The sequence below is a fragment of the Cellulosimicrobium sp. SL-1 genome, assembly GCF_011033075.1.
Lineage (GTDB): Bacteria > Actinomycetota > Actinomycetes > Actinomycetales > Cellulomonadaceae > Cellulosimicrobium > Cellulosimicrobium funkei.
In genome coordinates, this window is record NZ_JAACJC010000007.1 from 142,478 (window position 1) to 156,147 (window position 13,670).

At 73.8% G+C, this 13,670-nt stretch carries 11 protein-coding genes; 7 read left to right on the top strand and 4 right to left on the bottom strand.

Features of this window, described 5'->3' with window-relative positions; translation table 11 throughout:
• Positions 1 to 2: 2 nt before the first annotated feature.
• The 7 genes from ruvB to GWJ10_RS12705 all read left to right on the top strand — a co-directional run bounded on the left by ruvB (position 3) and on the right by GWJ10_RS12705 (position 9,121).
• Positions 3 to 1,079 carry a Holliday junction branch migration DNA helicase RuvB gene (gene ruvB / locus GWJ10_RS12675; RefSeq protein ID WP_061267253.1) on the top strand — a complete coding sequence of 359 codons (1,077 nt, stop codon included), beginning with the start codon at positions 3 to 5 and terminating at the stop codon, positions 1,077 to 1,079.
• A gap of 189 nt (positions 1,080 to 1,268) precedes the next feature.
• A complete protein-coding gene (gene yajC, locus GWJ10_RS12680; protein WP_021483634.1) occupies positions 1,269 to 1,727 on the top strand; it encodes a preprotein translocase subunit YajC in 459 nt (152 codons plus the stop codon).
• Positions 1,728 to 1,808: 81 nt separating this feature from the next.
• The gene (gene secD, locus GWJ10_RS12685; RefSeq protein WP_076404916.1) at positions 1,809 to 3,806 is read left to right on the top strand and encodes a protein translocase subunit SecD; all 1,998 of its coding nucleotides are present in this window, start codon (positions 1,809 to 1,811) and stop codon (positions 3,804 to 3,806) included.
• Positions 3,806 to 4,924: a protein translocase subunit SecF gene (gene secF / locus GWJ10_RS12690; protein ID WP_034654760.1), complete on the top strand. Its 1,119-nt coding sequence runs from the start codon at positions 3,806 to 3,808 to the stop codon at positions 4,922 to 4,924. The genes secD and secF overlap by 1 nt, the downstream gene beginning before the upstream one ends.
• Positions 4,921 to 5,526 carry an adenine phosphoribosyltransferase gene (locus GWJ10_RS12695; protein ID WP_081895974.1) on the top strand — a complete coding sequence of 202 codons (606 nt, stop codon included), beginning with the start codon at positions 4,921 to 4,923 and terminating at the stop codon, positions 5,524 to 5,526. Before secF ends, GWJ10_RS12695 begins: the two co-directional genes overlap by 4 nt.
• Positions 5,527 to 5,600: 74 nt before the next feature.
• A complete protein-coding gene (locus tag GWJ10_RS12700) occupies positions 5,601 to 7,943 on the top strand; it encodes a bifunctional (p)ppGpp synthetase/guanosine-3',5'-bis(diphosphate) 3'-pyrophosphohydrolase (protein WP_043651895.1) in 2,343 nt (780 codons plus the stop codon).
• 71 nt (positions 7,944 to 8,014) lie between these two features.
• Positions 8,015 to 9,121: an ATP-dependent DNA ligase gene (locus GWJ10_RS12705; protein ID WP_114553430.1), complete on the top strand. Its 1,107-nt coding sequence runs from the start codon at positions 8,015 to 8,017 to the stop codon at positions 9,119 to 9,121.
• Positions 9,122 to 9,204: 83 nt separating this feature from the next.
• Here GWJ10_RS12705 and ligD read toward each other — a convergent pair whose 3' ends face one another.
• The 4 genes from ligD to GWJ10_RS12725 all read right to left on the bottom strand — a co-directional run bounded on the left by ligD (position 9,205) and on the right by GWJ10_RS12725 (position 13,656).
• A complete protein-coding gene (gene ligD / locus GWJ10_RS12710) occupies positions 9,205 to 10,281 on the bottom strand; it encodes a non-homologous end-joining DNA ligase (RefSeq protein WP_163187826.1) in 1,077 nt (358 codons plus the stop codon).
• Positions 10,282 to 10,291: 10 nt separating this feature from the next.
• Complete coding sequence (locus GWJ10_RS12715) at positions 10,292 to 10,945, bottom strand: hypothetical protein (RefSeq protein ID WP_163187828.1); 654 nt, start codon at positions 10,943 to 10,945, stop codon at positions 10,292 to 10,294.
• 90 nt (positions 10,946 to 11,035) lie between these two features.
• Positions 11,036 to 12,910, bottom strand: coding sequence for a DUF349 domain-containing protein (locus tag GWJ10_RS12720; protein ID WP_241005791.1), 1,875 nt, complete (start codon positions 12,908 to 12,910; stop codon positions 11,036 to 11,038).
• Entirely contained in the window at positions 12,907 to 13,656 is a 750-nt protein-coding gene (locus tag GWJ10_RS12725; RefSeq protein ID WP_163187830.1) for a peptidylprolyl isomerase, read from the bottom strand. Before GWJ10_RS12725 ends, GWJ10_RS12720 begins: the two co-directional genes overlap by 4 nt.
• Positions 13,657 to 13,670: the final 14 nt, after the last annotated feature.

Below are 13,670 nucleotides of genomic sequence, written 5' to 3' on the forward strand. Positions count from 1 at the left end.
CGGTGGCGACCTTCGACCAGGTGGGACTCGACGACCTCGGCGGGGACGGCACGTTCTCGTCCGAGCGCATCGTCGCGGCGGGTGCGGACGACCTCGAGCGCGCGGCCGAGGCCGCGCTCCGGCCACGACGGCTGGAGGAGTTCGTCGGCCAGGCCGTCGTGCGCGACCAGCTGTCGCTCGTGCTCCAGGCCGCGCTCGCGCGGGGGAGCGCGCCCGACCACGTGCTCCTGTCGGGGCCGCCCGGGCTCGGCAAGACGACGCTCGCCATGATCATCGCCGCGGAGCTCGGCACGTCGCTGCGCGTGACGTCCGGGCCCGCGATCCAGCATGCCGGCGACCTCGCGGCGGTGCTGTCCTCGCTCGAGGAGGGCGAGGTCCTGTTCATCGACGAGATCCACCGGCTCGCGCGACCGGCCGAGGAGCTCCTCTACATGGCGATGGAGGACTTCCGCGTCGACGTCGTCGTGGGCAAGGGGGCCGGGGCGAGCGCCATCCCGCTCTCGCTGCCGCCCTTCACGGCGGTCGGCGCGACGACGCGCGCGGGGCTCCTGCCCGCGCCGCTGCGCGACCGGTTCGGCTTCACCGGGCACCTGGACTTCTACTCGGGCGACGAGCTCGAGCGCGTGCTGACGCGCTCGGCCGGCCTGCTGGGCGTCGCGCTCGACCCCCAGGCCGCCCGCGAGATCGCCGGGCGTTCGCGCGGCACGCCGCGCATCGCGAACCGCCTCCTGCGGCGCGTGCGCGACTGGGCGCAGGTGCGCGGCGACGGGACCATGGACCTCGCGGCCGCGCGCGCGGCCCTCGAGGTCTACGAGGTGGACCCGATCGGCCTCGACCGGCTCGACCGCGCGGTGCTCACCGCGCTGTGCACGCGCTTCAACGGCGGTCCCGTGGGCCTGACGACGCTCGCGGTGACGGTGGGCGAGGAGGCGGAGACCGTCGAGACGGTCGCCGAGCCGTACCTCGTGCGCGAGGGCTTGATCGGGCGGACGCCGCGAGGCCGCGTCGCGACCCCGGCTGCCTGGGCGCACCTCGGGCTCACTCCGCCGCGGGAGGGCGGCACGCTCTTCGACGCCTGAGGCGACGCCGGAGGTCACGAGCGTGCGAGGATGCTCCGTGACGGCGGTCACAGGCGCTCCGCGGGTGGTCCTAGAATGGTCGGGACCCGGGCGGGCGGAACTCCGCGGCGAGACGGCTCGTTGGTGAACCGTGCGCGCACGCCTAGACTGCGCGCAGATCCCGCACAGAACAGGACACGAGACTCCGTCATGGATATCAGCTTCATCCTCATCCTCGCCCTCGCGGCGGGTGCGATGTTCCTCATGACCAGCCGCACCCGCAAGCAGCAGCGCGAGGCCCAGAACTTCCGGGCGACCCTCGCCCCCGGGCAGGAGGTGATGACGGGCTCCGGCATGTTCGGCACGGTCGTCGACGTCGACGACGAGGCCGACGTCATCACCATCGAGTCGACGCCGGGCAACCAGTCCCGGTGGCTGCGCGCCGCGATCGCCAAGCTCGTCGAGCCCCCGGTCGAGGAGACCGAGGAGACGACGGCGGACGACGCGTCCGAGGACGCGGCCGAGTACGGCACCGCCGGCGCCGACGCCGGGACCACCACGAAGGGCGACGTCGACGACCTCGTCGTGCCCGACGACCTCTCCGGTCTGACCGACGACCGGTCGGAGAAGGACCGCGGACGCCGGGACGACGGCACCGACATCAAGTGACCCTATGCCGGTCGCTGCCGCGACCGGCCTGACGCGGTGGGCCGCGAGGCCCACCGCACACGCACGAGAAGAGACGGACAGTTGGCCACCAGCAGCACACGAGCGAGGCCCGTACGGACCCTCGTCACCCTGGGAATCCTCATCGTCGTCCTCTTCGGGTCCCTCTTCGCGGGCACGAAGCTCGACCCGAAGACCGAGGACAACCCGGGCGGGGCGAGCCTCACCCCGGGCCTCGCGCTCGATCTCGAGGGTGGCACGCAGATCATCCTGGAGCCCGTCACCACCGACGGCTCGCAGCCGACGGCCGAGGACATCAACCAGGCGATCAACGTCATCCGCCAGCGCATCGACGCGCAGGGTGTCTCCGAGGCCGAGATCACGAGCCAGGGCCGCAACAACATCGTCGTCGGCATCCCGGGGCAGCCGTCCCAGGAGACCATCGACCTCGTCAGCACCTCGGCCCAGATGCGCTTCCGCCCCGTGCTCTCCGTGGGCATGCCGACGGCGACGCCCGCCGACGAGTCCACCGACCCGGCCGCGGGCGACGACGCCGCGGCCGAGGACGCCCCGGACGCGACGGAGTCCGCGGACGCCGCCACCGACGGCGCGACGGACCCCGCGGCCGAGGACGGCACGGACCCGGCGGCCGACGCAGCGACGGACGCCCCGGCGGACGACGCGACGACGGACCCGGCGCCGGAGACGACCCGCCCGGAGAACCCGAGCGACCTCGCGCAGATCACGCCGGAGCTGCAGGCGCAGTTCGACGCGCTCGACTGCACGCTCCCCGAGAACCTCGTGGGCGGCGACAGCGGCCCGACCGACAGCGCGTTCGTCTCGTGCGCCGACGACGGCACGGCCAAGTACATCCTCGGCCCGGTCGAGATCGAGGGCACCGACATCTCGAACGCGAGCTCCGGCCTGCGCGTCGGGCAGAACGGCGTCGTCACCAACGAGTGGGTCGTCAACATCGAGTTCGACTCCGAGGGCACCAAGGCCTTCCGTGACGTCACGACGCGTCTCACGTCGCTCCCGTCGCCGCAGAACCAGTTCGCGATGGTCCTCGACGGCCTCGTGATCTCCGCGCCCGTGTCGCAGACCCCGATCCCGGACGGCAAGGCCGAGATCTCGGGCAGCTTCACGCGCGACAGCGCGGCGACGCTCGCGAACCAGCTCAACTTCGGCTCGCTGCCCCTGACGTTCGAGGTGCAGAGCCAGGAGCAGATCTCCGCGACGCTCGGCTCCGAGCAGCTCGAGAAGGGTCTGCTCGCGGGCGCGATCGGCCTGCTGCTGGTCGTCATCTACTCGCTCTTCCAGTACCGCGTGCTCGGCCTGGTCACCGTCGCGTCGCTCGGCATCGCGGCCGTCGTGACGTTCGGCGTGATCTCGGTGCTCTCGTGGACCATCGGGTACCGCCTGTCGCTCGCCGGCGTCGCGGGGCTCATCGTCGCGATCGGTATCACCGCGGACTCGTTCATCGTGTACTTCGAGCGCATCCGCGACGAGCTGCGCGACGGCCGGACGCTGAACTCCGCGGTGGAGAAGGGCTGGCAGCGTGCCCGCCGCACGATCCTCGCCTCGGACGCGGTGAACTTCGTCGCCGCGGTGGTCCTGTACTACCTGGCGGTCGGCGGCGTGCGCGGCTTCGCGTTCACGCTGGGCCTGACCACCCTGGTCGACCTGATCGTGGTGTTCCTCTTCACGCACCCGCTCATGCAGCTCCTCGCCCGGACCAAGTTCTTCGCGAACGGCCACCCGGCGTCGGGCCTCGACCCGCGGCGCCTCGGGGTGCGCGGCACGCGGTACGCCGGTCGCGGCCGCGTCGTCGGGGCGACCTCGACGGCACCCGCGGACGGCGGTGACGTCGTCGAGGACGCGCCGGTGCAGGACGCCCCGGCGCGCGAGCGCACGGCGCCCGTCCGGGAGACGGTCGGTGCCGGCGTCGGCCGGTCCGACGGCCCGCGCATGACCATCGCCGAGCGCCGTGCCGCCGAGCGGCGGGCCGCCGCCTCCGCGGACGGCGACGAGGGGTCCCCGGCCGCTGACGCGGCGGGCGACGAGAACGAGGAGAAGCACTGATGGCCAGCGGTTTCGCCCAGTGGGGCAACGACCTGTACACGGGCCGCCGGTCCTACGCCATCGTCGCCAAGCGGCGCGCCTACTTCGTGGTGGCGCTCGTCCTGGTCGTCCTGTCCCTCGGCATCATCGGGGTCCGGATCGCCGGTGACGGGCTCAACCTCGGCATCGAGTTCCGCGGCGGGTCGGAGTTCACCGTCTCGGGCGTCTCGGACACCTCGCAGCAGCCGGCGCTCGACGCCGTCGCGGCGGTCGCCCCCGAGGAGGTGCCGCGCGTCACCTCGGTGGGCTCCAGCACCGTGCGGGTGCAGACGGCGGAGCTGAGCAACGCGCAGGTCGAGCAGGTCGCCGTCGAGCTCGCGAACGCGTACGACGTGTCCGAGGGGGAGGTCACGAGCTCGTACATCGGTCCCACCTGGGGCAAGGACGTCTCCCAGAAGGCGATCGTCGGCCTCGTCGTCTTCCTGCTCCTCGTGAGCCTGGTCATGACGATCTACTTCCGGAACTGGCGCATGGCGCTCGCCGCGGTCATCGCCCTGTTCCACGACCTCATCGTCACCGTGGGCATCTACGCGGCGATCGGCTGGGAGATCACGCCGGCGACGGTGATCGGCCTCCTGACGATCCTCGCGTACTCGATCTACGACACCGTCGTGGTCTTCGACAAGGTCCGCGAGAACACCGCGGGCGTGCTCGACCAGACGCGCAGCACCTACGCCGAGCGGGCCAACCTCGCGATCAACCAGACGCTCGTGCGCTCGATCAACACGTCCGTCGTCGCGCTGCTCCCCGTCGCAGGCATCCTCTTCATCGGGGCGTTCCTGCTGGGCGCGGGCACGCTGCGCGACATCGCGCTCGCGCTCTTCGTCGGCATGGCCGTCGGCGCCTACTCGTCGGTGTACCTCGCGACGCCGCTCGAGGTCGCGCTGCGCGAGCGGGAGAAGCCCATCCAGGAGCACACGGCCAAGGTCCTCGCGCTGCGCGCGGAGCGGGCCGAGGTCGCGGGCGACGAGGAGGACGCCGCGCTCGCGGCGGCCGGCGTCGGGGCAGGGCACCGCCAGCTCCAGCCGGGCGCGCACCAGGGCAACAAGGCGCAGCCGCGCCGCCGTCGTCCCCGATGACGGCACCCGGTCACGTGCCGGCCGGCGAGGCGGGCGGCCTGCGCGCCGTCCACCTCGCCGGGCTCGGCCCGGAGCGCGCCTCGCGCGTGCTCGAGCTCGTCCGTGCCGTCCCGGACTACCCGGGACCGGGGATCGTCTTCCGGGACATCACCGGCTTGCTGGCCGACGGCGACGCCTTCGGCCACGTCGTCGAGGCGCTCGGCGACGTCGCGCGCGCCGCGGGCGGGGTCGACCTCGTCGCGGGCATGGAGGCGCGGGGGTTCCTCATCGGGGCGCCGCTCGCGACGCACCTCGGCGTCGGGTTCGTGCCGCTGCGCAAGGCGGGCAAGCTCCCGCCGCCGACGGACACCGTCACCTACGACCTCGAGTACGGCACCGCGACCATCGAGCTCCGGTCGGGAACACTGCCCCCGGGTGCGCGTGTTCTCGTGGTGGACGACGTGCTCGCGACCGGGGGCACGGCGGCCGCGGGCGCCGAGCTCGTCGAGCGCGGGGGAGGCGTCGTGGTGGGCCTGGCGTTCCTCCTCGAGCTCGAGGGCCTGGGAGGCCGCGAGCGGCTCGCGGGCCGCGAGGTGGCCACGCTGGTCCACGTCGAGTCGTAGGATTGCCACTCCGGTCGTCTCGGCTGGTCGCCGGCATCGTGCCGGTGGCGGCCGCCCTGCGGAAGGAGGCGCGCATGAGCGAGAACACCCGGACGTCGCGCGCTCCTGAGCGCGCGGGCGCCCCGACCTCCGGCACCGGCGGCTCGGGCGGGCGCGGTGTGCGCTCGCGCCTGGTCCGCTTCGGCGCGCGCCCCAACGCGGGCAGCCCGGCGCTCGAGCCGGTGCTCCAGGCCGTCCGTACCAACCACCCGCGCACGGACCTGAGCGTCATCGAGCGCGCGTACGAGACCGCCGAGCGCGCCCATCGCGGCCAGCTGCGCAAGAGCGGCGACCCGTACATCACGCACCCCGTCGCGGTCGCGACGATCCTCGCCGAGCTCGGGTTCGACGGGTCGACGCTCGCCGCCGCGCTGCTGCACGACACGGTCGAGGACACCGACTACTCGCTCGCGCAGCTCACCGAGGAGTACGGCGAGGAGATCGCCATGCTCGTCGACGGCGTGACCAAGCTCGACAAGGTCACGTACGGCGACGCGGCGCAGGCCGAGACGGTGCGCAAGATGGTCGTCGCCATGGCGCGCGACATCCGCGTGCTCGTCATCAAGCTCGCCGACCGCCTGCACAACGCGCGCACCTGGAAGTACGTGTCGTCGTCGTCGGCGGGGCGCAAGGCGCGCGAGACCCTCGAGATCTACGCCCCGCTCGCCCACCGCCTCGGCATGAACACGATCAAGTGGGAGCTCGAGGACCTGTCGTTCCAGGCCCTGTACCCCAAGGTGTACGACGAGATCGTCCACCTCGTCGCCGAGCGCGCGCCGGCGCGCGAGGAGTACCTGGCCGTCGTGCGCGAGCAGGTCACGGCCGACCTGCGGAGCGCGAAGATCAAGGCCACCGTCACCGGCCGGCCGAAGCACTACTACTCGATCTACCAGAAGATGATCGTGCGCGGCCACGACTTCGCGGAGATCTACGACCTCGTCGGCGCGCGCGTCCTGGTGGACAGCGTCCGGGACTGCTACGCGGCGCTCGGCGCGCTGCACGCGCGGTGGAACCCCGTGCCGGGGCGGTTCAAGGACTACATCGCGATGCCGAAGTTCAACATGTACCAGTCGTTGCACACGACGGTCATCGGGCCGGGCGGCAAGCCGGTCGAGATCCAGATCCGCACGCACGAGATGCACCGGCGCGCGGAGTACGGCGTCGCGGCGCACTGGAAGTACAAGGAGACCGCGAAGTCGGGCGGCAAGACGGCGAAGGACGACGCCGCGGCCAACGACATGCGGTGGCTGCGCCAGCTCGTGGACTGGCAGCGTGAGACGGCCGACCCGGCCGAGTTCCTCGACTCGCTGCGCTTCGAGATCGGCGGCGCGGAGGTCTACGTCTTCACCCCCAAGGGCGACGTGATGGCGCTGCCGGCGGGCTCGACGCCGGTCGACTTCGCCTACGCGGTGCACACCGAGGTCGGGCACCGGACCATGGGCGCGCGCGTCAACGGGCGGCTCGTCCCGCTCGACTCGACGCTCGAGAACGGCGACTCGGTCGACGTCCTCACCTCGAAGTCCGAGAACGCGGGTCCGAGCCGTGACTGGCTCGCGTTCGTCAAGAGCCCCCGGGCGCGCAACAAGATCCGGCAGTGGTTCTCCAAGGAGCGCCGCGAGGAGGCCGTCGAGCACGGCAAGGACGCGATCGCCAAGGCGATGCGCAAGCAGAACCTGCCGATCCAGCGCCTGCTGTCGCACGAGTCGCTCGTCGCGCTCGCCAACGAGCTCCGCTTCGCGGACGTCACCGCCCTGTACGCGGCGATCGGCGAGGGCCAGGTGTCGGCGGCGAACGTCGTCTCCAAGCTCGTCCAGGCGATGGGGGGCGAGGAGGGCACGGTCGAGGACGTCGCCGAGACCGCGCGCCCCGGGAACACCGCGCGCCGCGTGCGCACGGGCGACCCAGGCGTCATGGTCAAGGGCGTCGACGACATCTGGGTGAAGCTCGCGAAGTGCTGCACCCCGGTCCCGGGCGACGAGATCATCGGCTTCGTCACGCGCGGGCAGGGCGTGAGCGTGCACCGCGCGGACTGCGCGAACGTCGTCGGGCTGCGCAACCAGCCCGAGCGGATCGTCGACGTCTCGTGGACCACGGGCAGCAACGCGATGTTCCTCGTGCAGATCCAGGTCGAGGCGCTCGACCGTGCGCGCCTGCTCTCCGACGTGACGCGCGTCCTGTCGGACAACCACGTGAACATCCTCTCGGCGACCGTCTCGACCTCGAACGACCGCGTGGCGATGTCGCGCTTCGTCTTCGAGATGGCGGAGCCCGCGCACCTCGCGCAGGTCCTCAGCGCCGTCCGCAAGGTCGACGGCGTGTTCGACGTCTACCGCATCACGGGGACGAAGGCCGCCGAGACGGCGCAGCTCCCCGCCTGAGCCCGCGGGTCGCACGCTGACCGAGGCCACCACGCCGCGCAGGGCGGCAGACCCGGTGGCAGCATCGGCACATGGACCTGCCCGTCATGCCTCCCGTGCTGCCCATGCTCGCGAAGTCCGTGCCCGCCGTGCCCGAGCCCGACGCCGTCGACGGCGGGTACGTGTACGAGCCAAAGTGGGACGGCTTCCGCGCGATCGTGTACCGCGACGGCGACGAGGTGCGGCTCGACAGCAGGAACGCGCGCCCGATGGACCGCTACTTCCCCGAGGTCGTCGAAGCGGTGCGGGCGGCTCTGCCGCCCCGGTGCGTGGTCGACGGCGAGATCGTCGTCGCGCGGGACGGTCGTCTCGAGTTCGAGGTGCTCCAGCAGCGCATCCACCCCGCGGCGTCGCGTGTGCGTCTGCTCGCGGAGCAGACCCCCGCGGCCCTCGTCGTGTTCGACGTGCTCGCGCTCGGGGACGAGGACCTCACGCGCGCGCCGCTCGCGCGGCGGCAGGAGGTGCTCGACTCCCTGGGCCTCGACGGCCCGGCCGTGCACGCCACGCCCCGCACACGCGACGTCGCCGTGGCGCGGGAGTGGTTCGACACGTTCGAGGGGGCGGGCCTGGACGGCGTCGTCGCCAAGCCGCTCGACGGCACGTACCAGCCGAACAAGCGCGCGATGCTCAAGATCAAGCACGGCCGCGAGGCGGACGTCGTGCTCGCGGGGTACCGCCTGCACAAGACGTCGACCCCCGCGAAGCCGCTGCTCGGCTCGCTCCTGCTCGGCCTGTACGACGACGCGGGCCAGCTCCAGTTCGTCGGCGTCGCCGCGTCGTTCCCGACGGCGCGGCGCGCCGCGCTGGTCGAGGAGCTCGCGCCGCTCGTCGTCGAGCCGGGCACGCCGGACGCGGACGCGCACCCGTGGTCCGGGTGGGAGAACCCCGCCGGCGAGCGGATGCCGGGTGCGGTGTCGCGCTGGAGCTCGGGCAAGGACCTGTCGTTCACGCCGCTGCGCCCGGAGCGCGTGCTCGAGGTCGCCTACGACCACATGGAGGGCTCTCGGTTCCGGCACACCGCGCAGTTCCGGCGCTGGCGCGACGACCGGGACCCGGGGTCGTGCACCTATGAGCAGCTCGAGGAGCCGGTGCGCTACGACCTCACGGGCATCCTGCCCGGGGCGCCGGGCGTCGGCTGACGCGGCGAGCGCCCCGGGGGCACGCCACGTCAGTCCCGGGCGCCATGTCAGTCCCGGGCGCCATGTCAGTCCCGGGCGCCATGTCAGTCCCGGGCGCGGTCCCGGTCCTTGCTCGGCTGGACGCGCTTGGGCTCGCCGGGCATCTTCGGGTACTCGGGCGGGTAGGGGAGGTCCCCGAGCCCGTGCTCGGCCTCGTCGCGCCGGGACAGCTCCAGGGCGGGCTCGAGCGACGCGCCCGGGTCCTCCCGGTCGGCGCGCAGGGGTGCGAAGAGGTCGCCGACCGCGGCGAAGCGCGCGGGCATCGACAGCACGTCGAAGTCGTCCGGGTGGACGTCGCCGAGCTCCTCCCAGCGCAGGGGAGCGGACACCGTCGCGCGCTGGTTGGAACGGATGGAGTAGGCCGACGCGATCGTGCGGTCGCGCGCCATCTGGTTGTAGTCGACGAAGATCTTGGCGCCGCGCTCCTCCTTCCACCACTTCGTGGTGACCTGGTCCGGCAGGCGGCGTTCGAGCTCACGACCGATCGCGATCGTCGCGCGGCGCGCGGCGACGAAGTCCCACTCGGGCGCGACCGGGACGAACACGTGGATGCCGCGGCCGCCCGACGTCTTGGGGTAGCCGGGGAGGCCGAGCTCGTCGAGGATCTCGCGCAGGTGCGGTGCGACGCGCACCGCGTCGTCGAAGTCGGTGCCCGGCTGCGGGTCGAGGTCGATGCGGAGCTGGTCCACCGCCTCGACGTCGCCGCCGCGCACGGGCCACGGGTGGAACGTCAGGGTGCCGAGGTTGGCCGCCCAGGCGACGACGGCGAGCTCCGTGGGGCGCACCTCGTCGGCCGTGCGCCCGCTCGGGAACGCGATGCGCGCGGTCTGCACCCACTCCGGGGCGCCCTTCGGGATGCGCTTCTGGTAGAACGCGTCGCCGGTGTTGTCCGTGCGCGTGCTCATACGTGCGCCCTCGAACACGCCCTTGGGCCAGCGCTCGAGCGTCGTCGGGCGGTCGACCAGGGCGCCGAGGATGCCGTCGCCCACGTCGAGGAAGTACTGCACGACGTCGAGCTTGGTGAGCCCGCGCGCGGGGAAGACGACGCGGTCCGGGCTCGTGACGCGCACGGTCCTTCCTCGGACGTCGAGCTCCACGGGGGGAGTCGTGGCTGCGGCCATGCCGACCAACCTAGACCGGGTCGTCGGTCCCGGCGAGCAGGAGCGCGAGGGTGCGTCGCGCCTGCGGCCGGCCGGCCCACCGGTGGCGCAGCTCGAGCGACCGCGCCGCCGCACGGGCATCGAGCCCGCACACCGCCTCCAGCCGGCGCAGGGTGCTCAGCGCCTGCACCGGCTCGCACCGGGTGGCGACGTCGAGCGCGGTCCGCAGCACCGACGTGACGAGGACGCCCGCGACGAGGCTCGTCTCGTCGCGCAGCACGTGCGCCTGCCGCGCGGCCCGGCCCTGCCGCGGCGGCGGGCGATGACGCCCGGGCGGGTGGACGACGTCGAGCACCCGGGGCGGCGCGGAGCCGCACAGCACCCACGCGGCGGCCGCGCCCGCGAGCACCGTGCCGCGCGGGACCTCGTCGCGGACGGCGAGCGCGCGCAGCGTGGGGGTGACGGGGACGCTCGCCGGAGCGGCGACGTCGCCCCACAGCCGACGCAGGGCGCCCGCGCGGACGAGATCCTGGAAGGCCGCCGGTCCGCCGACGTCCTGCGGGACGACGAGCAGGCCGACCTCCGGTCCCGGCGGCGCGAGCAGGTGCGCGAGCGCGGCGGCGGGGACGTGGCCCGTGGCGCGGGCGGGTGCGGCGTGGTCGGGCGCGGTCGTGGCTGCGGGCACGGCCCTACCGTGCCGCACGGCCGTGGGGACGCGGAAGGGCCGGCGCTCGTCTGTGGACGAGCGCCGGCCCTGCGACCGAGCGGGAGGGCGTCAGCCCCGCGAGTCCTCCGCCGCGCGGACGACCTGCTCGAGCCAGGAGCGCCGCGCGGCGAGCGCCGTCTCGGCCTCCTTGACCGCGCGCGCGTCCCCGCGGCTCTGCGCGGCGGCGAGGTCGGCCTCGAGCGCCTCGATCGCGGCCTCGAGCTGTGCCGCCGCACCCTCCGCGCGGGCGCGCGTCTCGGGGTTGCTCCGCGTCCATTGCGCCTGCTCGGCGTCGCGGACCGCGTTCTCGACGGCACGCAGGCGGCCCTCGACGCGCTGCAGGTCGCCGCGCGGCACGCGGCCGGCCTCCTCCCAGCGCTCCTGGAGGTCGCGCAGCGCCGCCTTGGCCGCGGCGAGGTCCTTGACGGGCACGAGCGCCTCCGCCTCGGTGAGCAGCGCCTCCTTGACCTCGAGGTTCGCCGCGTACTCGGCGTCCGTCGCGGAGTTCACCGCGTCGCGCGCCTGGAAGAACGTGTCCTGGGCGGCGCGGAAGCGGGCCCACAGCGCGTCGTCGTCCTTGCGGCTCGCCCGGCCCGCGGCCTTCCAGCGCGCCATGAGGTCGCGGTACGCGCCCGCCGTCGGGCCCCAGTCGGTGCTCGACGACAGCGCCTCGGCCTCTGCGACCAGCTTCTCCTTCGCGGCCTTGGCGGAGGCGTTGCGCTGCTCGAGCTCGGCGAAGTAGTGCCGGCGCTCGCGGTCGAACGCGGTGCGCGCGTGGCTGAACCGCTTCCACAGCGCCTCCTCGCTCGCGCGGTCGATGCGCGGTCCCGAGCGCTGGGCCTCCTTCCAGCGCTCCAGCAGCCCGCGCAGCTCCTCGCCCGCGGGCCGCCACTGCATGCGGCTCGGGTCGGTCGCGGCGATCTTCTCCGCAGCCTCGATGATCTCTGTGCGGGCCTCGAGAGCCGCGGCCTTCGCCGCGGCGCGCTCCGCCTCGAGCTGTGCGCGACGCTCGGCAGCGGCGCCGCGCAGCGACTCGACCTGCGCCCGGAGCCCGTCGAGGTCGCCGACCGCGGAGGGCTCCGCGGTCTCCTCGGTGAGCCGGGCGATCGTCTGGTCGATCTCCTTGACCGACAGGTCTGTGCTCGTCAGCCGCGCCTCGAACAGCGCGACCTTCGCCTGGAGGTCGAGGTAGCGGCGCACGTACAGCGTGAGCGCCTCGTCGGCGCCGACGCCCGGGAACTGCCCGACGGAGCGCTCGCCCGCGCTCTCGCGGACGTACACCGTGCCGTCCTCGTCGACCCGACCGAACGCGGCGGCGGCCTTGGCGGCGGCCGAGTCGTCGGCCAGCGCCGGGACGGCCGGGACCTCCGGCACGACGGCCGGGGCGGCGGGAGCGCCCGCGGCCGGGGCGGCCGGCTTGCGCGGTGGGTGCGGGAGCGCCGACGGCTTGGGCCGCGGCCCGGGACGCGGGGCGGCGGGCCGGGGTGCCGCCCCGGCGGGTGCCGTCGTCTCAGCGGGTGCCGTCGCCCCGGTGGTGGGAGCTGCGTCGTCGGCTGCGTCGGCGGCAGGCGCCTCCGCTGCCGCGGCAGCGGGCGTGTCGGTCTCGGCCTCGGCGGCGGGAGCGTCGTCGGCCGCGGGGGCCCCGGTCTGCTCGGCCGCGGGGGCGGTCTCGGCCTCCGCTGCCGGTGCGTCGGTCGCCTCGGCCTCGGCGGCAGGCGTGGCCTCCACCTGCTCGGCCGGGGCGGCAACCTCGGCCGCGGCGGAGGCGGGACCCTCCTCGGTGGCCTCGGTGGCCTCGGTGGCCTCGGTGGCCTCGGTGGCCTCGGTGGCCGAGGTGGCCTCCGGCGTCGGCTCCACGTCTGTCGCGTCGACCCGTCCGGTCTCGCTCGCCTCCGCGGGCTCCGGTGCCGGTGCGCTCGCCTGGTTCTGGGCGGGATCGCTCACTGGGTCTCAACTCCTTCGATGGTGACCGGGGTGGAGGGGGACCCGTCGCCGGATCCGTCCTGCGTCCCCGCGTCAGCGACTGCCTGGACGACGTCCAGGCCGGACGTGATGGTGCCGAACACCGTGTAACCACCCGCCGCGTCGGACGGGATGGTCGAGTCCTCGTAGACGAGGAAGAACTGCGAGCCCATCGAGTCGCCGTCCCCGCCCTGGCGGGCCATCGCGACGGTCCCCGCGGGGTAGACGTCGTCGGTGGGGGCGTTCTCGACGGGGCCGAACTTGTAGCCCGGGTCGCCCGTGCCGGTGCCCGTCGGGTCGCCGCACTGGAGCACGTAGATGCCCGACGTCGTGAGGCGGTGGCACGACGTGCCGTCGAAGTACCCGGACTCGGCGAGGGACACGAAGCTCGCGACCGCCTGCGGGGCGGCCGCGCCGTCGAGCGTGAGCGTGAGGTCGCCCGCGCTCGTGGTGAGCGTCGTGGTCCAGTCACGGCCCTCGGCGGCGGACGCGGGCGGCAGGGTGTGCTCGCCCGACGGCGCCGCGCCCGTGCCTCCGCCCGGGTCGGTGCCGGGATCCTGGGTGGCGGCGAGCGCCCACCAGACGGCGACGCCGATCACGACGAGCGCGACGACGACGCCCACGATCGACCACGTGCGCTGGCGCTTCGCCCGGAGCTGGGCCACGTGACGGTCCCACTTCTCCTCACGACGACGCGCCTGCTCGCGCTCGCGACTCTTCGTCGACACCCCAGCTCCTTCGT

Excerpts from the sequence above, each read along its gene's own strand:
- yajC (WP_021483634.1), top strand. The coding sequence starts at position 1,269 with ATGGATATCAGCTTCATCCTCATCCTCGCCCTCGCGGCGGGTGCGATG.
- secF (WP_034654760.1), top strand. The coding sequence starts at position 3,806 with ATGGCCAGCGGTTTCGCCCAGTGGGGCAACGACCTGTACACGGGCCGC.
- GWJ10_RS12695 (WP_081895974.1), top strand. The coding sequence starts at position 4,921 with ATGACGGCACCCGGTCACGTGCCGGCCGGCGAGGCGGGCGGCCTGCGC.
- GWJ10_RS12700 (WP_043651895.1), top strand. The coding sequence starts at position 5,601 with ATGAGCGAGAACACCCGGACGTCGCGCGCTCCTGAGCGCGCGGGCGCC.
- GWJ10_RS12705 (WP_114553430.1), top strand. The coding sequence starts at position 8,015 with ATGGACCTGCCCGTCATGCCTCCCGTGCTGCCCATGCTCGCGAAGTCC.
- ligD (WP_163187826.1), bottom strand. The coding sequence starts at position 10,281 with ATGGCCGCAGCCACGACTCCCCCCGTGGAGCTCGACGTCCGAGGAAGG.